Source organism: Pseudomonas costantinii (assembly GCF_001870435.1).
Lineage (GTDB): Bacteria > Pseudomonadota > Gammaproteobacteria > Pseudomonadales > Pseudomonadaceae > Aquipseudomonas > Aquipseudomonas costantinii.
In genome coordinates this window covers 76760-97424 of sequence record NZ_MDDR01000025.1, presented here as the reverse complement: position 1 = coordinate 97424, position 20665 = coordinate 76760, and the positions used below count along the sequence as shown (strand labels likewise).

Sequence of the window (20665 nt, the reverse complement as noted above, 5' to 3'; positions counted from 1 at the left end):
GAACGATATCGCTACAACCCTGTTTTTTGCGCGCCATGCAAGGCTTTGATCCACATAGGCTTTTTTTCATGCGCCTCCCTGTAGCGAAATCGCTACAGCCTCGATGTATAACGCTATAACCAATTTTATTAAATCATTGATTTATAAAGACTTAATAACATTGGCCGCGATTTTGCTAAGCAACTCCTCATTATTCCAATCCCGTCCACCAGACGAATCTGGCCCCGAGGAGTTTCCATGAGCGAGTTGCGTTTCACTGAAGATCACGAATGGCTGCGCGCCGAAGCTGACGGCAGCGTCACCGTGGGTATCACCGCTTTCGCACAGAACGCGCTGGGTGATGTGGTTTTCGTACAACTGCCTGAGTTGCAGGCCTACGACAAGGGCGCTGAAGCGTCCACCGTGGAATCGGTCAAAGCCGCCAGCGGCGTGTACATGCCCCTGACTGGCGAAGTGCTGGAAGTGAACGAACAACTGAGCGACAGCCCGGAATTGGTCAACGAAGACCCGATGGGCCAAGGCTGGTTCTTCCGTTTTAAACCGGCCGATGCCGATGCAGTAGCTAAGCTGTTGGATCAGGATGCGTACGACCGCCTGATCAAAGCCAACGCGCAAGCCTGAGGAGCGCGCCATGACTGTTAATTTGAGTACCGCCAACGAATTCATCGCCCGCCACATCGGCCCGCGCCAGGAAGACGAGCAGCAAATGCTTGCCAGCCTGGGCTTTGACTCCCTGGAAGCCCTGAGCGCCAGCGTGATCCCGGAAAGCATCAAGGGCACCAGCGTGCTCGGCCTGGAGGACGGCCTGAGCGAAGCCGAGGCCCTGGCCAAGATCAAGGCCATCGCCGGCAAGAACCAACTGTTCAAGACCTACATCGGCCAGGGCTACTACAACTGCCACACGCCGTCGCCGATCCTGCGCAACCTGCTGGAAAACCCGGCCTGGTACACCGCCTACACCCCATATCAACCAGAGATTTCCCAGGGCCGCCTGGAAGCGCTGCTGAACTTCCAGACCCTGATCAGCGACCTCACCGGCCTGCCGATCGCCAACGCCTCCTTGCTCGACGAAGCTACCGCCGCCGCCGAAGCCATGACCTTCTGCAAGCGCCTGAGCAAGAACAAGGGCAGCAACGCCTTCTTCGCCTCCGTGCACAGCCACCCGCAAACCCTCGACGTGCTGCGCACCCGCGCCGAGCCGTTGGGCATTGACGTGGTAGTGGGCGACGAGCGCGAACTGACCGACGTCAGCCCGTTCTTCGGCGCCCTGCTGCAATACCCGGCCAGCAACGGTGACGTGTTTGATTACCGCGAACTGACCGAACGTTTCCATGCCGCCAATGCTTTGGTAGCCGTGGCCGCTGACCTGTTGGCCTTGACCCTGCTGACCCCACCGGGTGAGTTCGGTGCCGACGTGGCCATCGGCAGCGCGCAACGCTTCGGTGTACCGCTGGGCTTTGGTGGCCCACACGCGGCGTACTTCTCCACCAAGGATGCGTTCAAGCGCGACATGCCGGGCCGCTTGGTCGGTGTGTCGGTCGATCGTTTCGGCAAGCCGGCCCTGCGCCTGGCGATGCAAACCCGCGAGCAACACATCCGCCGCGAGAAAGCCACGAGCAACATCTGCACCGCCCAAGTATTGCTGGCCAACATCGCCAGCATGTACGCCGTGTACCACGGCCCGAAAGGCCTGACCCAGATCGCTCAGCGCATTCACCAGTTGACCGCGATCCTGGCCAAAGGCTTGACCGCTTTGGGCTTGAAAGTCGAGCAAGCCAACTTCTTCGACACCATCACCCTCAACACCGGTGCCAACACTGCGGCCTTGCACGACAAGGCCCGCGCCCAGCGCATCAATTTGCGTGTGGTCGACGGTGAGCGTCTTGGCGTATCGGTGGATGAAACCACCACCCAGGCCGATATCGAAACCCTGTGGTCGATCTTCGCCGACGGCAAGGCCCTGCCCGCGTTCGTCGAGACTGAAAGCACCCTGCCAGCCGCCCTGCTGCGCCAGTCGCCAGTCCTCAGCCACCCGGTGTTCAACCGTTATCACTCCGAAACCGAGCTGATGCGCTACCTGCGCAAGCTGGCCGACAAGGACCTGGCGCTGGACCGCACCATGATCCCGCTGGGCTCGTGCACGATGAAGCTCAACGCCGCCAGCGAAATGATCCCGGTGACCTGGGCCGAGTTTGGTGCCCTGCACCCGTTCGCCCCGGCCGAGCAAAGCGCCGGCTACCTGGAGCTGACCTCGGACCTGGAAGCCATGCTCTGCGCCGCCACCGGTTACGACGCGATCTCGCTGCAACCGAACGCCGGCTCCCAAGGCGAATACGCAGGCCTGCTGGCGATCCGTGCCTATCACCAGAGCCGTGGCGATGAGCGCCGCGACATCTGCCTGATCCCGTCGTCGGCCCACGGCACCAACCCGGCCACCGCCAACATGGCCGGCATGCGCGTTGTCGTGACAGCCTGCGACGCCCGCGGCAACGTGGACATCGAAGACCTGCGCGCCAAGGCCATTGAGCACCGCGACCACCTCGCCGCGCTGATGATCACCTACCCGTCCACCCACGGCGTGTTCGAAGAAGGCATCCGCGAAATCTGCGAGATCATTCACGACAACGGCGGCCAGGTGTATATCGACGGCGCCAACATGAACGCGATGGTTGGCCTGTGCGCACCGGGTAAGTTCGGCGGCGACGTGTCCCACCTGAACCTGCACAAGACCTTCTGCATTCCTCACGGCGGTGGCGGCCCAGGCGTTGGCCCGATCGGCGTCAAATCCCACCTCACGCCATTCCTGCCGGGCCACGCGGCCATGGAGCGCAAGGAAGGCGCGGTGTGTGCGGCGCCATTCGGCAGCGCGAGCATTTTGCCGATCACCTGGATGTACATCAGCATGATGGGTGGCGCAGGCCTCAAGCGTGCTTCGCAGCTGGCGATCCTGAATGCCAACTACATTTCCCGTCGCCTGGAAGAGCACTACCCCGTGCTGTACACCGGCAGCAACGGCCTGGTGGCCCACGAATGCATCCTCGACCTGCGCCCGCTGAAAGACAGCAGCGGCATCAGCGTGGATGACGTGGCCAAGCGCCTGATCGACTTCGGTTTCCACGCCCCGACCATGTCGTTCCCGGTGGCCGGCACCTTGATGATCGAGCCGACCGAAAGTGAATCCAAGGAAGAACTGGACCGCTTCTGCAACGCAATGATCGCCATCCGCGAAGAAATCCGCGCAGTGGAAAACGGCACCCTGGACAAGGACGACAACCCACTGAAAAACGCGCCGCACACGGCAGCTGAACTGGTGGGCGAATGGAGCCACCCGTACAGCCGCGAACAGGCGGTGTACCCAGTGGCGTCGTTGGTCGAAGGCAAGTACTGGCCGCCGGTTGGCCGGGTCGACAACGTGTTTGGCGATCGCAATCTGGTGTGTGCGTGCCCTTCGATCGAGAGCTACGCATAACCTGACTGGCTGAACGCGGTCAAAAATGTGGGAGGGGGCTTACTCCCTCCCACACTTGACCGAGTCAGCCTTCAAAAAATAATAAGAAACCGGAGAACAACCATGTCCCTTAGCGTGTTCGACCTGTTCAAGATTGGCATCGGCCCCTCCAGCTCCCACACCGTCGGCCCGATGCGCGCCGCTGCCCGTTTTGTCGAAGGGTTGCGACGTGACAACCTGCTGAGCGTCGCCACCTGCGTCAAGGTGGAACTCTATGGCTCCCTCGGCGCCACCGGCAAAGGCCACGGCAGCGACAAGGCCGTGTTACTGGGCCTGGAAGGCGAACACCCGGACACCGTAAACACTGAAACCGTGGCTACCCGCTTGGCGCAAATGCGCAAGGACGGCCGCTTGAATTTGCTCGGCGAACACAGCATTGCGTTCAACGAGAAAGAACACTTGGCGATGATTCGCAAACCCCTCGCCTACCATCCCAATGGCATGATTTTTCGTGCCTTCGACGCCGCAAACATCCAGATTCGCAGCCGCGAGTACTACTCGGTCGGCGGCGGTTTTGTGGTGGATGAAGACGCTGCCGGTGCTGACCGGATCGTCGAAGACGCCACGCCCCTGACCTTCCCGTTCAAGACCGCCAAGGAGCTGCTGGGCCATTGCGCCACCTACGGGCTGTCCATCAGCCAGGTGATGCTGACCAACGAAAGTGCCTGGCGCCCGGAGGCGGAGACACGCAGCGGCTTGCTGAAAATCTGGCAGGTGATGCAGGACTGCGTAGATGCAGGCTGTCGCAATGAAGGGATTTTGCCCGGTGGTTTGAAGGTCAAGCGCCGCGCGGCTGCGCTGCACCGGCAGTTGTGCAAACACCCGGAATCGGCGCTGCGCGACCCGTTGTCGGTACTGGACTGGGTCAATCTGTATGCACTGGCGGTCAACGAAGAAAACGCCAACGGCGGCCGCGTGGTGACGGCGCCTACCAACGGCGCCGCAGGAATTGTGCCGGCGGTCTTGCATTACTACATGCGCTTTATCCCAGGCGCGACGGAAGATGGCGTGGTGCGCTTTCTGCTCACCGCCGCCGCCATCGGCATCTTGTACAAGGAAAATGCATCGATCTCCGGGGCCGAAGTCGGCTGCCAGGGTGAAGTCGGCGTGGCCTGTTCGATGGCCGCGGGCGCGTTGTGCGAAGTGTTGGGCGGCAGCGTTTCCCAAGTTGAAAACGCCGCCGAGATCGGCATGGAACACAACCTTGGCCTGACGTGCGACCCGATTGGCGGACTGGTGCAGGTGCCCTGTATCGAGCGCAATGCCATGGGCTCGGTCAAGGCCATCAATGCGGTGCGCATGGCGTTGCGCGGCGACGGCCAGCACTTTGTGTCCCTCGACAAGGTCATTCGCACCATGCGCCAGACCGGCGCCGACATGAAAAGCAAATACAAGGAAACCGCCCGTGGCGGTTTGGCGGTCAACATTATCGAGTGCTGACGCCCAAAGGCGCGTCCGCACGTTTTTCAGGAGCTGAATATGTCCACCGAAACCCTGTTGAAAACCCCATTGCATGCGCTGCACATCGAACTGGGCGCGCGCATGGTGCCCTTCGCCGGCTACGACATGCCGGTGCAATACCCGCTGGGCGTGATGAAGGAACACCTGCATACCCGTGAACAGGCCGGGTTGTTCGACGTGTCCCACATGGGCCAGATCCGCCTGACCGGCGCGAACGCCGCCAAGGCCCTGGAAACCCTGGTGCCGGTCGACATCATCGACCTGCCGATGGGCATGCAGCGCTATGCGATGTTCACCAATGACCAGGGTGGCATCCTCGACGACCTGATGGTCGCCAACCTGGGTAACGACGAGCTGTTCCTGGTGGTCAACGCGGCCTGCAAGGATCAGGATCTGGCCCACCTGCGCAAACATATCGGCGACCAGTGCACCATCGAACCACTGTTCGAAGAACGCGCGCTGCTGGCCCTGCAAGGCCCGGCGGCGGTGAAGGTACTGGCACGCCTGGCACCTGAAGTGACCAAGATGACGTTCATGCAGTTCGCCACCCTGCGTCTGCTCGGTGTGGACTGCTACGTCAGCCGTTCCGGCTACACCGGTGAAGACGGTTTTGAAATCTCCGTGCCCGCCGCCAACGCCGAAAGCCTGGCCCGCAGCCTGCTGGCCGAGACCGAAGTACAGGCCATCGGCCTGGGCGCCCGCGACTCCCTGCGCCTGGAAGCTGGCCTGTGCCTGTACGGCCACGACATGAACACCGAGACCACGCCGATTGAAGCCAGCCTGCTGTGGGCCATCTCCAAGGCCCGTCGCGCTGATGGCGCGCGTGCCGGTGGCTTCCCGGGCGCTGACCGGATCTTCACCCAGCAGCAAGCCGGTGTGAGCCGCAAGCGAGTAGGCCTGCTGCCCCAAGAACGCACACCCGTGCGTGAAGGTGCGGAGATCGTCGACGAACATGGCACCGTGATCGGCAGCGTGTGCAGCGGCGGTTTTGGCCCAACCTTGGGCGGCCCGCTGGCCATGGGTTACCTGGACAGCGCGTTCATCGCACTGGATACCGAGGTCTCTGCGTTGGTACGTGGGAAAAAGGTGCCACTGCGTGTAAGTAAAATGCCATTTGTGCCGCAGCGTTACTACCGTGGCTGATTGACTGTTCCTATAAGTAACGCGGTTGCGTTAACGCGCACTAAACTGTAACGCAACCGCCATAAAACAGTGCATTGACGATAGTCAATACAATAGGAACTAACCTATAACAAGTGATCAATTCTATCGAATAAGCGGGATCCGTTTTTGTTGACCAAAGTGTCATGAAACCGAGCAAAAGCTGGGCTTTTGGCAGGGCTTGTTTTTTCTGCATTAGTTGGCGTAAAGTTTAATCACTGTGTTTGCATGGGTCGCTTTGAACCTGGACCTGGGCAGTAGCCAAAGTTTGCTACAACCCGTTCGACGTCTCTTACTTTCCTGCAACTCAGCCCAGTACTCTTTCATGTGAAAGGGGCTGTCATTAATTTTTTGCGTCATAGGAAAGAAGAAATGTCGAATCGTCAGAGCGGTACCGTCAAGTGGTTTAACGACGAGAAAGGGTTTGGTTTTATCACTCCAGAAAGCGGTCCGGATCTGTTCGTCCATTTCCGCGCTATTCAGGGCAACGGCTTCAAAAGCCTGAAAGAAGGCCAGAAAGTCACCTTCGTTTCGGTTCAAGGCCAAAAAGGCCTGCAAGCAGACGAAGTACAAGCAGAAGGCTGATCCTTCCTGCGACAAAAAGCCCCTGATGTCACCATCAGGGGCTTTTTTATGGGCGCTGTGTGGGTATGGCCCGTAAAATGTCTTTTTTCTTCAGAGAGTCCTGCCATGTCCAAACCCCTGCTGAGCCCCCAAGGCGAGTTCCCCGCCGTTGGCCTGGGCCGTCGCCTGGCAGCGATGTTCTATGACTTCCTGTTATGCACGGCCCTGCTGATCGTCACCGCCTTCATCTACAAGTTGGTGTGGATCGCGTTTGTGGGCGAGGCCAAGATGCGCACGCTTACCGAGTCCGGCGCGCTGGACGGCGACCCGTTGCTATCGACGATTTTGTTCTTTGTGTTGTTTGGGTTCTTTGCCAAGTTCTGGACTCATTCCGGGCAGACCCTGGGCATGCAGGTGTGGGGCGTGCGTGTGCAGAATGCCGATGGATCGCGGATCAGTCTGTGGCAGGCGCTGTTGCGTTTTGTGGTGTCGATTGCGTCGTGGTTGTGTGGAGGGCTGGGGTTTTTCTGGTCGCTGTTTGATAAGCACAAACGCAGCTGGCACGACATCTATTCGGATACGCAGTTGGTGCGGATTCCGAAGCAGAAGAAATAAATTCGAACGATACAAACAAGTGTGGGAGCTGGCTTGCCTGCTCCCACATTTTTACTGTGTTGGCCTTGGGTCAGGCGTTGCCGGCCAGCCTGAGGCGCGCAGCCTGAGTGAAGTCCAGCATGCGCTTGAGCGGGCGTACGGCGTGTGGGATCACCGAAGGCTCGACAAAGATCTCGTTAGTCCCCTCACGCAGGCACTGCAGCGTACGCTCCAGCGTATTCATCGCCATCCACGGGCAGTGCGCGCAACTACGGCACGCAGCGCCGTTACCGGCGGTAGGCGCCTCAACAAATACCTTGTCCGGGCACAGCTGCTGCATCTTGTAGAAGATGCCGCGATCGGTAGCCACGATGAAGGTCTTGTTCGGCAAACGCTGCGCTGCCGCAATCAACTGACTGGTGGAGCCCACCGCATCCGCCAACTCGATCACCGCCGTCGGCGACTCCGGGTGCACCAGGATCGCAGCATCCGGGTACAACGCCTTCATGTCCTCAAGCTGCTTGGACTTGAACTCTTCATGGACGATGCACGCACCGTCCCACAGCAACATATCCGCACCGGTCTGACGCTGGATGTAGGTGCCCAAATGCTTGTCCGGCCCCCAGATAATCGTCTCGCCGTTATCCATCAGGCTTTCGACGATTTCCAGTGCGCAACTGGAGGTCACCACCCAATCCGCCCGGGCTTTGACCGCCGCCGACGTGTTGGCGTACACCACCACGGTGCGCTCGGGATGCTGATCGCAGAACGCCGAAAACTCATCCACTGGGCAACCCAAGTCCAGGGAGCACGTGGCTTCCAGGGTTGGCATCAGGATGCGTTTTTCGGGGGTAAGAATTTTGGCGGTCTCGCCCATGAAACGCACACCGGCGACCAGTACGGTCTTGGCCGGGTGGGCAGCGCCGAAGCGCGCCATTTCCAGGGAGTCGGAGACACAGCCACCGGTTTCTTCGGCCAAGGCCTGAATCACCGGATCGCAATAGAAATGCGCGACCAGCACCGCGTCTTGAGCCTTGAGCTCAGCGGCGATGTCAGCACGCAGACTGGCCTCTTCATCGGCACTTAGAGCCTTAGGCTGCTTGGCGTCAAGGTGGGCTTGAACCAGAAGGCGTTCGGAAATTTGCGTCATGTTCGCAAGACCTGCAGGCGCAGTTGCGCGAAAGTCGAGTGTACCACCGGCTCTGGAGCCCTTCGGGCGCCGCCGGACGAAGTGATTGTATTCATCAAGCACGGGTAAAGGTGAAGCTGCGCAAGGCTACAGAATATCGAATGGATTCAAAAGCCTAATCTGGCATGGCACCGCATGCCTGTCGGGCAAAAAAAACGGGAAGGCTCATCACTGGGCCTTCCCGCCTTGATCACTACGAACGTCAGCGCATCAGCACATCCGGATCATCCTGCAGCATGACCGAGTCATGCATATTCGCCAGGGCATCCTTCAACGTTGACTGCTCCAATGCATCCTTGGATTTCTTGCTTTCCTTGGCTGCGTGTTCAAGCAGCACCAAGTAATCGCGCTTGGATGAGCCTTCCTTCGGCACCACGGTGTCTTCCACCAGCTGGGCCATCACATATTTTTGCGTATGGGTATTCTGCACCGCTGCTTGCGTGACGGAGGCTCTGGCCAGTTGGCCATCTTTGTAGGAGAAGCTCGCGGTGCTGCTGGCCTTGTCCTGCACTTGCACATAGAGATAGTTCTGCGACTCGCGACTGCCGTCCAGAACCGGGGCTTTCCCGCCGTCGAGGCTTTTGTGGAAGCTTGCCGACAGCGTCGATTGCTGGTTCTGAGTGACGCTGCGATCGGCTGTGCTACGACCACTGACTTGAGTCTTCTGCGACACGTTGTAGGAAAAGCTGTCGACTTCCGATGGGCGCATGTCGTTGGATCTTTCAACGGTCTGCTTGATGGAGGCCTTGAAGTCCGCCAGGCCAGTGAGCAACCCCTTATCAGTCGGGTTGCGGGTCAAAGCGTCCTGGGCGGTAGCGCCTTGCGGATAGTTGCTGTTCATGGCGCTGAACGCGTCCTTGAACATCGCCATCAGATCCGCGTTGGCACTGCCCCGCTGCTGCACTCGGTCGAATTGGGCGAGGTAGGTTTTCAGCGCCTTGGCCTGCTGTTTGGCGTCACCGAGGATCGCGGTGTTTTTCAGGTCCACCGCCAGGTCAACCTCACCAGCCGGGCCACTCATGCGCGTGGTGCGGCTCTGGTTGTCGGCGTGGAAGGCCAGGGTCAGGTCGCCGCCGTCCTGGGACTTCACCTTGGCATTAAGATCGACGGACGCCAGCAGCTTGGTGTCGAACTGGGTCAGTTTGCTCAGGTCGAGTTTTGGCGGTACGGCGGTCAGCCCGTCGACCGAGGCCTGGAAGGCGCTGCCCAATTGGCCGACGGCCTTGAGCTCATCAGTGGTCAAGTCGCCACCCTCGACTGAGGCCTGCACGCCAAGGCCGTCTTTCTGGCTGGACAGGCTGAACGTGACGGTCTTGCCGCTGGCGGTCTTGATACTGAGGCTGACCTGATTATCGGCCTTGCTGTGCAGCAACGCCTGATCGGCCTTGATCGCTCCGGCATCCCCGGCCCGGTCAGCCGTGGTAGTGAGCACAGATTGTGAAATACCCGCCCCGTCACCTTTAGTGAACTGATCCACCAAGGCCGCTCCCAGGCCGTTGTAGCGACTGGCCGCGGAGATCGCGTTGAAGCGGGTATTCATGATGTTGGTAACAGCGTCCTGATTGCTACTTTCCCAGGTGCGCACGCTCTCTTGACCCGGCAACAATCCGTTTCGAGAGTAGGTATCGACAGCGACGGCAGCTGGATTGCCGAGACTGACTACCGAAGAAGGTCGAGCTGGTGAGACGTCTACGGCATTCGCCAGCGGGGACGAAGGAGTGACGGCGACAGCTCGAGCAATGAGGGGATTGGTCGTGATGATCGGCGTTAGCGTAGTCATGACAGTCCGTGTCTTAAAAGCTGAGTAACGTTCAATTTAGCCAAGACACATTGGGATTGACAGCATTGAAGCCAAAGTAAGTAGCAAAGAGCCATACCCAGCACTCATCAAGTAAGCTGAAACGCCGACGGATAAACCCGTGCTCACCTTCAGTCGAAAACATTTCTAAATGTTTCTTCATAAAGCCAAACCGTCATCAAAAAGACACATACCGGGAATTAAATCGTCACGTCCTAGACAGGTGGATCTTTCCACTTACCCCTTCCCTTGAGGTGTTGTCGTGATGTTGCCGACTAAAAAAAGTCTGTCTGTTTTGTTGAGCGCCCTGTGCCTGAGCGGCGTAGCCCATGCCACCGACGTCACCGGCGCAGGCTCCAGCTTCGTCTACCCGGTGCTGTCCAAGTGGTCGCAGGACTACAGCAAGAACTCCAGCAACCGCATCAACTATCAGTCGATCGGTTCCGGCGGCGGCATCGCCCAGATCAAGGCAGCCACCGTTGACTTCGGCGCCTCCGACGCCCCGCTGTCGGCCGATGAGCTCAAAGCCGGTGGCCTGGGCCAGTTCCCCAGCGTGATCGGCGGCATCGTGCCGGTAATGAACGTAGAGGGTGTGGCCGCAGGCCAACTGAAACTCGATGGCGATACCCTGGCGAAGATCTTCCTCGGTGATATCAAGGCCTGGAACGACCCGGCCATCGCCGCACTCAACCCTGGCGTGAAACTGCCAAGCGCGAACATCACTGTGGTGCACCGTTCGGACGGTTCCGGCACCTCGTACAACTTCACCAACTACTTGGCCAAAGTCAGCGACAGCTGGAAAACCAAGATTGGTTTCGGTACCACCGTGCCTTGGCCAGTCGGTGTCGGCGGCAAAGGCAACGAAGGCGTTTCGGCCTACGTGAAGCAGATCAAGAACTCGATCGGCTTTGTGGAATACGCCTACGCCCTGCAGAACAAGATGACTTATGCCTCGCTGAAAAACGCTTCGGGCAAATTCGTCGAGCCTAACGCCAAGGCCTTCCAGGCTGCCGCTGACACCGCCGACTGGGCCAACGCCAAGGACTTCAACCTGATCATGACCAACGCACCAGGCGAAGGCGCATGGCCAATTACGGCGACTACCTGGATCATCATGTACAAGCAGCCCAAGAATGCTGAGCAAAGCCAGGCGGCGTTCAGCTTCTTCAAGTGGTCACTGGAAAAAGGTCAGCAACAGGCAGCGGCGCTGGACTACGTAGCACTGCCGGACTCTCTGGTGTCGCGTATCGAAGGTTACTGGAAGTCTGACTTCACCAACTGACTCGCCCTACGACCGCCCTCCTCGGTCACCAGGTGATCGAGGCAGGTGGTGAGCACATCTGATATGAATGACACCGTCCAACCCCTGGTAATGACTACTCACGCGAGCGACACACGGGGCGACAGCCGCGCCGCCCGCGATCAACGCCACGATCTGTGGTTCAAACGCTCGATGTTCGGCGCAGCCATGCTGGTATTGGCGCTGCTGGGTGCCATTGCAGCCTCGACCCTCTGGGGTGGCGGGCTGGCCTTCAAGACGTTTGGTTTCGGTTTTATCACCAGCACCGAGTGGGATGCGGTCAATAACCACTTTGGCGCCGTGGTGCCGATTTACGGCACCTTGGTCACCTCGTTTCTGGCGTTGCTGATTGCCGTTCCGGTGAGTTTCGGCATCGCCATTTTTCTTACGGAAGTCGCGCCGCCCTGGCTGAAAATGCCGGTGGCATCGGCCATTGAACTGCTCGCGGGTATCCCCTCGATCATTTATGGCATGTGGGGTTTATTCGTGTTCGGGCCGTTCATGGCCGAACACCTGTCGCCGTTGATCAATGATTACCTGGGCGCCCTGCCCTTTGTCGGTTCCCTGTTCCAGGGGCCACCACTGGGGATTGGCATGCTCACTGCTGGCATCGTGCTGGCAGTGATGATCATGCCGTTCATCACCTCGGTGATGCATGAGGTGTTTCGCAGCGTGCCCACGCAATTGAAAGAGTCTGCCTACGCACTGGGTAGCACTACGTGGGAAGTCGTATGGGACATCGTCTTGCCTTACACCCGCTCGGCGGTGGTCGGCGGCATCTTTCTCGGCCTCGGTCGTGCGCTTGGCGAGACCATGGCAGTGACCTTCGTATTGGGTAACGCCCAACAATTTTCCGCCTCCCTGCTGATGCCCAGCAGCTCCATCGCTTCCGTCATCGCCAACGAATTCAGCGAGGCCTACACCGACCTCCATCGTTCCGCGCTGATTGCCTTGGGCTTCCTGCTGTTTATCGTGACCTTCGTCGTGCTGGCGCTGGCGCGGCTGATGCTGATGCGCCTGTCGCGTAAGGAAGGGATATGAACGCCAACGAACGTCTCTACCGAAAACGCGCGCTTAAAAATGGCGTGGCCATGTTCCTCAGCTGCGGTGCGACAGCCTTTGGCTTGCTGTGGCTGGCGTGGATTCTGCTGACGACCATCGTCAATGGTTTCCAGGCCCTTAACCTGCGCCTGTTTACCCAGATGACCCCACCGCCCGGCACCGAAGGCGGGCTGGCCAACGCGTTTTATGGCAGCGCGCTGATGTCCGCCATCGCATTGCTGATCGGTACTCCGATCGGGCTCATGGCAGGCATCTGGCTGGCAGAATTCGCACGCCATTCGCGTCTGGGGACTACGGTGCGTTTCATCAACGACATCCTCTTGTCCGCGCCGTCGATTGTGCTGGGTCTGTTCATCTACACCGGGGTCATCCTGCCGCTGAACTTGCTCACCAATCACCAGGTCGGGTTTTCCGCTATTGCCGGTGCATTGGCCTTGGCGCTGTTGGTGATTCCGGTGGTCGTGCGTACCACCGATGAGATGCTGCAACTGCAGCCCTCGACCATGCGCGAGGCAGCCCTGGCTCTCGGTGTGCCGCAATGGAAGTTGACGCTGCAAATTGTGTTGAGAGCGGCCAAGGCCGGTGTCGTCACCGGCATCCTGCTGGCCTTGGCCCGAATCACCGGGGAGACCGCGCCCCTGCTGTTCACCGCCTTCGGCAACCAGTTCTGGAGCAGTAACCTGCTCAAGCCGATTGCCAGCGTCCCCGTGGTTATTTTCCAGTACGCCATGAGCCCGTTCGATGACTGGCATTCGCTCGCGTGGGCGGGTGCGTTGGTTCTGACGCTGTTCGTGCTCGTACTCAGCCTGGCATCCCGCCTGATTCTTTTACGCAATAGGTCTCACTGATGGACGCCACCGGCATTGCTCCCGACAAAACCAAAATCCAGGTGCGTGGGTTGGAATTCTTCTACAACAACCAACGCTCGCTGAAATCCATCAACATCGATATTCCAGAGAAGCGCATCACCGCCATCATCGGCCCTTCGGGCTGCGGCAAATCCACCATGCTGCGGGTGTTCAACCGCATCTACTCGATGTACCCCAAGCAGGAAGCCCGTGGCGAAGTGTTGCTCAATGGCGAAAACATCCTCGCCCCCGGCTACTCGATGAACCGCCTGCGCAGCCACGTCGGCATGGTGTTTCAGAAGCCCGTACCATTCCCGATGTCGATCTACGACAACATCGCCTATGCCGTACGCCACCATGAAAAATTGTCCCGGCGCGAAATGAATGATCGTGTCGAGCAAGCCTTGCGCGGTGGCGCTCTGTGGGATGAGGTGAAAGACAAACTCAACCAGAGTGCACAAAGCCTCTCCGGCGGTCAGCAACAGCGGCTGTGCATCGCCCGCACCATCGCGCTGCGGCCTCAGGTGTTATTGCTGGATGAGCCGACCTCAGCACTCGATCCCATTTCTACAGGGCGCATCGAGCAATTGATTACGGAGTTGAAGACGCAATACACGGTGATCATCGTGACCCACAACATGCAGCAGGCCGCACGGGTGTCGGACAGCACCGCGTTCATGTTCATGGGGGAATTGATTGAGCATGGCAAGACCGATCAGATCTTTACCACACCGAAGATGAAGCAGACGGAAGACTACATCACTGGGCGGTTTGGCTAGCCAAACCAGAGGCCCGCGATGAATATCGCGGGCCCTTTCTTCAGGTTAAGGTGCGGCGTTTATCGCCAGTTGGCCGCCAGCACCGGTTGCAAGGTCTGTTGCTCGGCAGCACCGAAGGTCATCGTCGCCGGCGCAGCCGGTGCGAACGCCGCCATGGCCTGGACCAGGTGCTCCACATCCCGATCCATCAGGCGATGACGATCCCCCGCCATGATGTCCCGTGGACGCTCAGGCGCATCGGCATACCAGTTGTGCAGCGTGACCTCTTGCTTGCTGCCGACCACCGATATCTGCAGGTCCTGCCCTTTGTGCTGGAACCACAGTTGGTTGGGGTTGATGTCCTTGCCGAACACCAGTTCACCCATGCCGCCCTTGAACTCGATGTCATTGACCCCGTGCCCGACCTCAACCGTCGGCATGTTGCCGCTGACCACCACGTGGTTATTGCCATCCCCGAGTTTCACCGTGGTGAACGAGCCGGAGTCGGTAATCGTGTTGTTGCCGTGGCCTACAGTCAGCTTGTCGATGTCACCGGTTACCACGTTATGCCCGTTACCCAGGCTGATATCGCCGCGGCGGCCGGTCACATTCACGGTGTTGTCCCCGTTGCCGGCGACCACTTTGACATTCGAGGCTTCGATGTTGAGGGTCTTGCTCTCGTCGCCCAGGGTGACATCGTCGGCAAAGAAGCCTTTGATCGTCATGACATTCGGGTCGCCAGCCGGGTCCACCGTCGTCGGCGTGCGCCCCAGAATGCGGTCGCGGGCCGATTCGAAGGAGATATCCACCGGCGTGCGCGTCGGGATATTCAGGTCACGATGGGTGATATCCACCGCTGGAATGTCCGGGATCAGAATCGGTCGTGGGCTCGGGATATCAATCGGTGTGCGCCCTACTGTGCCAATGTCCGGCCGCGTGGTCGGTTCCAGTGAGCCAACGCCGCGCTCGGCGAGAATCTGCTCGATGGTTTTGTGTTCAGGCACTTTCGGGTTCAGATCGATGCCCCGCTCCGCCAGGATCTGCTCCAGGGTTTTGTGTTCCGGGACTTTAAAGTCCGGAATCGTGATCGGCGGCACCACAATCGGGTCAGGAATGGTGATGCTCGGGTGCAGATCAATCGGCGGCAGCGGCCCCACGACCACCGGTTTGTCGACATTCGGATGATCAACCACAGGCCCGACCGGCGCGACCACCGCCGGCGCATGGTCGGCGAAGATGAAGTCCGACGCCGTCACCTGTGCCACATCCAATGCATCCAGGTACAGTAACTTGGTGTTGGAGTCGTTGCGCGTGACGTACACCCCATGGATCTGCGCAAGATTGTTGATCGTGGCGCGGTTTTTGTGTTCGACCGTCAGTTGGCTGAAGTCGGTGACACCGGTCTGGCGCAAGTCGATCTTGTCGATGCCATGGCGAAAGCCACGCAACGCATTGCTGTAGTCCGTGACGCCGGTTTGCGCCGCCACCACGAAGACATCCGAGGTCGCGCTGTCATGGCTGTAGACCGTACCGCTCAACGACGCCACGTTTTTACCTTGGGCATCGCTGGAATACATCACGCCTTTGGCGCCACCGTTGAGCACCACGGTGCCCAAGCCTTCCTGCGGCTTGGCCGCCGAGGCGTCGCTGTTGACGTAGGCCGTAGGTGCCACAAAGCTGTCCTGGAACTTGAAGTTCGCCGCCGTGAGACCGGCGACGGCCTGGTTCTTGAGCACAATGCTCTGGCCCTTGCCCAGATCGACTTTGACGTCCGCGCCCTGTTGGGTCAGTTGCAGATCGGCAAACTTCTTGCCGGCAAACCCTACCAAGTCGACGATCTCGCCACGGGCCGCTTCAAAGTTGGTGATGGTATCGTTGCCGGCATCCCGGCGATGCACCACAAAGAAGTCCTTGCCCGCGCCGCCGGTCAGGGTGTTGTTGCCACGACCACCGTCGAGTAACGCATCGTTGTTACCCGCCACCAGCGTGTCATTGCCATCACCGGTGACGATGTTCTGGATGCTCGACGGGTTTTTCACCGTCAGCGCGGCACCGCCGATACTGGCGACACCGGTCAGCAGGTTGACCGACGTATCCCCCGACACCGCCGCCGCGTTGAGCGTATTGCGCCCACCCGCCACGCCGTTGACGGCATCGTCCAGCACTGCACGGCCGGCGTTGCCCAGCACCGCCTTGACGTATTCGTCGGTGTAGAAGTAAGTGTCGTCCGCGCTGGCCTTGCTGCCGTATAAACGCAGCGACCAATTGTTGAGCGTCACCGGCAGACCGGATGCTGCGTCCGTGACCTGCAACGTCCAGTTGCCCGCCGAGCGCTCCCCAAAATCATGGGTCGACATGAAGGTGTATTTGAACGAGCCGGACCGCGTACTGCCGACATCCGCCGCGCTGGCGCCCGCCATGCCGTCCGGCACTTTGCCCTGACGGTTGAGCAACACGCTTTGCGTGCCATCCGGCGAAATCAGCTTGAGGGTCAGATCGCCCAGGCGGCCGACCGTGGCATCGAAGTCGATTTCGACGTGTTCGACGTTCAGCCCGGCGTTCATCGCGATGGACGACGTCAGCGTTGCACCCGCCGCCAACGGCTTGCCGAGCGCCCCGCTGGAGGCGCTGTAAACATACTCATTGGCGCCGACGCTCTGGGTCATCCAGGCCTCGGACAGGCGCACCGCCGCACGCGCATCGACTTCACCGAAACCGTAGTCGTTGCTGGTATGCAGACCGCCGCCGTTCCAGGCATGCGCGGCGTTATCGGTCCACTGGGTGGACGGGTCGTTGATCTTGCGCGCCGACAACGCGAGGATCTGCTGCACGTCGCGGTAGCCCAGGTTGGGGTTGGCTTCGAGCATCAGCGCAACGATGCCGGACACAATCGGCGCGGCAAAGCTGGTGCCTTGCATGCTGGTGTAGTCGTTACCGAAGGTGGAACCGCGTTCGGTTTCCAGCATGTGGCTGGTGGATACCACATTGCTGCCCGGTGCCGACACCAGCAAGCTGGCGCCTGGGTTGGAGAACGGCGACGAACCGATCTGCAAGGTCGACAAATCGCCCTGTGCATTGATCGCGCCGACTTCCACCGAGAAGCGGTTGTTGTTGGTCAACGAACCTTGGGCATTGCCACCCGAGGCCCGGCTGTTGCCGCCCGCTGCCACGATGATCGTGCCCAGGCCGCCGCGACCGTTACTGGCCGCGTACTGGGCATTCATGCTCAGAGCCGCCGCGGTGTTAATCGTGCCGTCCTGAAAACTGCTCAGCGCGAAGTCGTTGGTAAAACCCCAGCTGTTGTTGGCGATGTCGAAACTGACCATATGCCCCAACCCGGTCAGATCATCGCCTTTGCCGGCCAGGTAATAACCACCGAGTTTCGCGTCATAGGCCACGCCGACGCCGCCGATGCCGTTCTTTGCCCCGACCATCACCCCCGCCACCATTGTCGCGTGGTTGGACACCAGGCCCGGCAAGGTGCCGTTGGTTTTTTGCGTTTGCAGCCAGGCCTGATCGATATTCGGTGCCAGGTCCGGGTGCGTGGTGTCGAAGATCTCCGGTGCGGTGGCGAACTCGCCCCCCGGCTCGAACTGGCCGATGCGCACACCTTTACCGGTGTAATCCTTCCACACCGGCAGCACGTGGGTGTCGCTCAAATACCATTCCTGCGCCGCCAGCGGATCAAGCGGCACTTCAGGCGTGAGCAAGGTCACACCTGCACGCATCGGCGCGCTCTGGCCACTGCCCAGGTCGACTACCGACGCCGACAGGTTGCCAGCCGCATCGGCCACGCCGTACTTGAAGCTGATCAGGCCGTCGTAATGCTTGTCCGGGGTGAACAGCACATCGCCTTGGGCGGTGAGGCTGACCGTGCCGCCAACCGCGTCACCGACGTTAGCGATATGCAGCGCGCCCTGGCTATTGAGGCGCTGATCGTTGGCCAGTAAAGCCTCGGCGCTGATCAGGTGCGCCTGGGTGCGATCGAACGCCTTGCCGGCCTTGTCCACCGTGAGTACATCGGCCACCGGCATGGCATTGGGGGTTTGCAGGTCAACGGCGGAGATGTCCGAGAAGTTGAGTTTCTGGATATTGCGCAACGTCACTGTGCCGTCGCGACCGGCGACCTTGTCGGCCACTTCATAACCCGTGGCGGTGCGAGTGATGCGGTAGTCGCCATGGTTGCCGTGCAGCGTGACCAGGTTGACCCCGCCGTCGCCGTCGATGCTTGCGTTGCCGTGGCCGACTTCGATCACGTCGTTGCCGGCGCCGCCGTAGATTTTATCGGCACCGCCACCGGCATGGATGATGCTGCCGCCTTCGGAGGCGTAAATGGTGTCGCCTTGCGGCCCGGCATAAATCACCGCTTTGCCGCTGCCACCGATGATGGTGTTGTGGCCGGTGCCGCCGACCAGCACATCGTTGCCGCCGCCGCCCACCAGTGTCGCGTTGCCCGAGCCGCCTTTGATGAAGGCGCTGCCGGTGCCGCCGCTCATGATGACATCGTTGCCACCACCGCCTTCGGCGACGGTAAGCCCGGCCTGAGCCATGTTCAGAAACACATCCTGCGAACCCACAATAATGGCGGTATCTCGTCCGCCATTGCCGCGGATGTTTCTGGTGTCGTCCGAGGCACTGATGACAAAGACGTCGTCACCCTGACCGCCGAGATACGTGTTGCTGCCGGCGCCACCGACGAGCCAGCTGCCGGTAGCGGCAGCGATCAAGGTGTCATTACCGGCGCCGCCATAGACATTGTTCACGCCCAGTTTTGCCGCATCCAGGGTTTCCCCGGTGGTGCTCTGGCTGGCGTAAGCAATGGTGGTTTTGCTGTTTGCCCCACTGGTGGTCGAGGTCACTCGCGTGCCTGTCCCCTGTTGATTCAACGTATTGCTGACCGGATCGCCGAGGAAGTCCACCGCCAGCGCTTCCTGGCTTTTGCCATTGATGGTGAAGGAACCGGTGGCAAGCACACGGTTGCCGTCACGTTCAACGCCCTGAGGAGCCGTCGTGGCGCGCACGTTTATTTGAGTAATACCCAGCTCGGCCAGGGTTTTCAGTTCACCGGCATCCACTTTCGCATCATGCGTACCGTCAACCCAGACACGCAGCTTGCTCCAGATCGGATCGTTCTGATCGATCACCCCGTCTTTGTTTGCATCCTCGCTGGCGAGCGCTGCAAAGCCATCCTTGAACCGCGCTTCACCCGCAACACCGTTAGCGCCAACCTTGCCGCCGTAGTACTCAGAGAACATCTGGCTGACGTCTTTGACCTGGCCGCTGCCGTCGTCAATTACCAGCATACCGGTGGTGCGATCCGCCCAGCCGGTGCGCTTGACCGTGCCACTGTGGTCGGTATCGAACAACACGCCGTCACGGATGTCGGTCATGTGCACGCCATTGCCGGTCAGGTCCAGCAACAGCGGGTCAACGTAGGTGTTGAATGTCGACATCGCCGACAGCCCATTGAGGGTCACGGCGCTGCGCAGGCTGAAATCCGGTTTGGTCGCGTCGGGAGCCGGGTAGAACTGCGACAGGTAGCTGTTGGGGCGCGCATTGGGATCAAGCTGCATTTCACCCGGGCGAATACCGCCAGAAGCCAGACTCGCCATTTGGGTGGAGACGAAATCGGTTTTGTTGAGAATGCCCTCAAGGGTAAAGATCTTATGTGTCGCCGCGTTGTTGATATAACCATTCATCGCGTCACGGGCGAGCTGGTTCTCAAGTTGAACCTGGCGATTCGCTTGGGGATCGGGGTTGATTTCAATGTTCAGCACACTTGGCGGAGCTACCCAGGCGGGGCCGCCCTGGTCAATCAGTGGTTGTCCGTCTCGATCAGGATGAATGATCGACATCCCTGTTTTGATCGATATGACGTTGGGCTCGTTGTTCCACCACTCGCCTTCGGTCTTGATATTCTGACCACCGGGGCGGAAGGATTTATACAAGTTATAAAGGCCGCCGCCGCCAATCACTTCCGTCTCGGTCAGCCCCAATACGGTCGAGATCAAACCAAAGTTAAAAGAAGCCGCATTGGTAAAGCTGGGAACAAAGTCCGCTCCGGTTGCATGTGACTCACCGTTATAGGAGCGCTGAAGGTCCCCAACACCACTTTGTCGGAACGTTTCATAAATATCTTTGTAGAGACTGACACGCGTACTGGTCAGCGACCCATCATACTCAGCGCGGATTTTTTTGAACTGCTCAATCGAAGCGTTCATGTCGTAATCCGCCGGCACCACGTACGGCCGATCCGTCTGCGGGTCCATGACATAGCTGCCAAGTCCGTCATTCAGCCATTTCGCAGCTACGAGCTTCCCATCCTTGGTCAAGACATCAAAACGGTCCTTACCAAATTGCTCCTGCATCAACGTCAGTTTCGCCACGTGCTTCCCTTACTTTTAATTTCTCTTGCCTATTCA

At 59.6% G+C, this 20665-nt stretch carries 13 protein-coding genes; 10 read left to right on the top strand and 3 right to left on the bottom strand.

From position 1 onward, the window contains the following. The first annotated feature begins 237 nt into the window (after nt 1-237). The 6 genes from gcvH (at nt 238) to BFL40_RS13000 (ending at nt 7309) form a co-directional block, all read left to right on the top strand. The gene (gene gcvH, locus BFL40_RS13025; protein WP_071484374.1) at nt 238-621 is read left to right on the top strand and encodes a glycine cleavage system protein GcvH; all 384 of its coding nucleotides are present in this window, start codon (nt 238-240) and stop codon (nt 619-621) included. Between the two features lie 10 nt (nt 622-631). After that, nucleotides 632-3469, top strand: coding sequence for an aminomethyl-transferring glycine dehydrogenase (gene gcvP, locus BFL40_RS13020; RefSeq protein ID WP_071484373.1), 2838 nt, complete (start codon nt 632-634; stop codon nt 3467-3469). A 102-nt stretch (nt 3470-3571) separates the two neighbouring features. Then, on the top strand, nt 3572-4948 hold the full coding sequence (locus BFL40_RS13015) for an L-serine ammonia-lyase (RefSeq protein WP_071484372.1): 1377 nt from the start codon (nt 3572-3574) through the stop codon (nt 4946-4948). A gap of 39 nt (nt 4949-4987) precedes the next feature. Beyond that, entirely contained in the window at nt 4988-6112 is a 1125-nt protein-coding gene (gene gcvT, locus BFL40_RS13010) for a glycine cleavage system aminomethyltransferase GcvT (RefSeq protein ID WP_071484371.1), read from the top strand. Nucleotides 6113-6502: 390 nt separating this feature from the next. After that, complete coding sequence (locus BFL40_RS13005) at nt 6503-6715, top strand: cold-shock protein (RefSeq protein WP_071484370.1); 213 nt, start codon at nt 6503-6505, stop codon at nt 6713-6715. 105 nt (nt 6716-6820) lie between these two features. Next, a complete protein-coding gene (locus BFL40_RS13000) occupies nt 6821-7309 on the top strand; it encodes an RDD family protein (RefSeq protein ID WP_071484369.1) in 489 nt (162 codons plus the stop codon). Between the two features lie 70 nt (nt 7310-7379). Here the strand turns inward: BFL40_RS13000 and nadA are convergent, their stop codons facing one another. Together nadA and BFL40_RS12990 are read right to left on the bottom strand one after the other, a co-directional pair. Then, the gene (gene nadA / locus BFL40_RS12995; protein ID WP_071484368.1) at nt 7380-8438 is read right to left on the bottom strand and encodes a quinolinate synthase NadA; all 1059 of its coding nucleotides are present in this window, start codon (nt 8436-8438) and stop codon (nt 7380-7382) included. A 241-nt stretch (nt 8439-8679) separates the two neighbouring features. Next, complete coding sequence (locus BFL40_RS12990; RefSeq protein ID WP_235864690.1) at nt 8680-10257, bottom strand: lactate dehydrogenase; 1578 nt, start codon at nt 10255-10257, stop codon at nt 8680-8682. A 283-nt stretch (nt 10258-10540) separates the two neighbouring features. Between BFL40_RS12990 and pstS the strand changes: the two genes are divergently transcribed. The 4 genes from pstS (at nt 10541) to pstB (ending at nt 14264) form a co-directional block, all read left to right on the top strand. Continuing rightward, nucleotides 10541-11557 (top strand): phosphate ABC transporter substrate-binding protein PstS, encoded by a 1017-nt coding sequence (gene pstS / locus BFL40_RS12985; protein WP_074851609.1) that lies wholly within the window; start codon nt 10541-10543, stop codon nt 11555-11557. Between the two features lie 63 nt (nt 11558-11620). Further along, entirely contained in the window at nt 11621-12616 is a 996-nt protein-coding gene (pstC, locus tag BFL40_RS12980; RefSeq protein WP_071484366.1) for a phosphate ABC transporter permease subunit PstC, read from the top strand. Beyond that, entirely contained in the window at nt 12613-13485 is an 873-nt protein-coding gene (pstA, locus tag BFL40_RS12975; RefSeq protein WP_071484365.1) for a phosphate ABC transporter permease PstA, read from the top strand. Before pstC ends, pstA begins: the two co-directional genes overlap by 4 nt. Beyond that, complete coding sequence (gene pstB, locus BFL40_RS12970) at nt 13485-14264, top strand: phosphate ABC transporter ATP-binding protein PstB (protein ID WP_071484364.1); 780 nt, start codon at nt 13485-13487, stop codon at nt 14262-14264. The genes pstA and pstB overlap by 1 nt, the downstream gene beginning before the upstream one ends. Before the next feature lie 59 nt (nt 14265-14323). On the opposite strand, the gene BFL40_RS12965 is transcribed toward pstB, so the two are convergent. Further along, nucleotides 14324-20629: an SPM autocatalytic domain-containing protein gene (locus BFL40_RS12965; RefSeq protein ID WP_501037497.1), complete on the bottom strand. Its 6306-nt coding sequence runs from the start codon at nt 20627-20629 to the stop codon at nt 14324-14326. Nucleotides 20630-20665 lie beyond the last annotated feature (36 nt).

Coding starts and splice junctions, on each gene's coding strand:
- gcvH (WP_071484374.1), top strand. CDS start 238: ATGAGCGAGTTGCGTTTCACTGAAGATCACGAATGGCTGCGCGCCGAA.
- gcvP (WP_071484373.1), top strand. CDS start 632: ATGACTGTTAATTTGAGTACCGCCAACGAATTCATCGCCCGCCACATC.
- BFL40_RS13015 (WP_071484372.1), top strand. CDS start 3,572: ATGTCCCTTAGCGTGTTCGACCTGTTCAAGATTGGCATCGGCCCCTCC.
- gcvT (WP_071484371.1), top strand. CDS start 4,988: ATGTCCACCGAAACCCTGTTGAAAACCCCATTGCATGCGCTGCACATC.
- BFL40_RS13005 (WP_071484370.1), top strand. CDS start 6,503: ATGTCGAATCGTCAGAGCGGTACCGTCAAGTGGTTTAACGACGAGAAA.
- BFL40_RS13000 (WP_071484369.1), top strand. CDS start 6,821: ATGTCCAAACCCCTGCTGAGCCCCCAAGGCGAGTTCCCCGCCGTTGGC.
- nadA (WP_071484368.1), bottom strand. CDS start 8,438: ATGACGCAAATTTCCGAACGCCTTCTGGTTCAAGCCCACCTTGACGCC.
- BFL40_RS12990 (WP_235864690.1), bottom strand. CDS start 10,257: ATGACTACGCTAACGCCGATCATCACGACCAATCCCCTCATTGCTCGA.
- pstS (WP_074851609.1), top strand. CDS start 10,541: ATGTTGCCGACTAAAAAAAGTCTGTCTGTTTTGTTGAGCGCCCTGTGC.
- pstC (WP_071484366.1), top strand. CDS start 11,621: ATGAATGACACCGTCCAACCCCTGGTAATGACTACTCACGCGAGCGAC.
- pstA (WP_071484365.1), top strand. CDS start 12,613: ATGAACGCCAACGAACGTCTCTACCGAAAACGCGCGCTTAAAAATGGC.
- pstB (WP_071484364.1), top strand. CDS start 13,485: ATGGACGCCACCGGCATTGCTCCCGACAAAACCAAAATCCAGGTGCGT.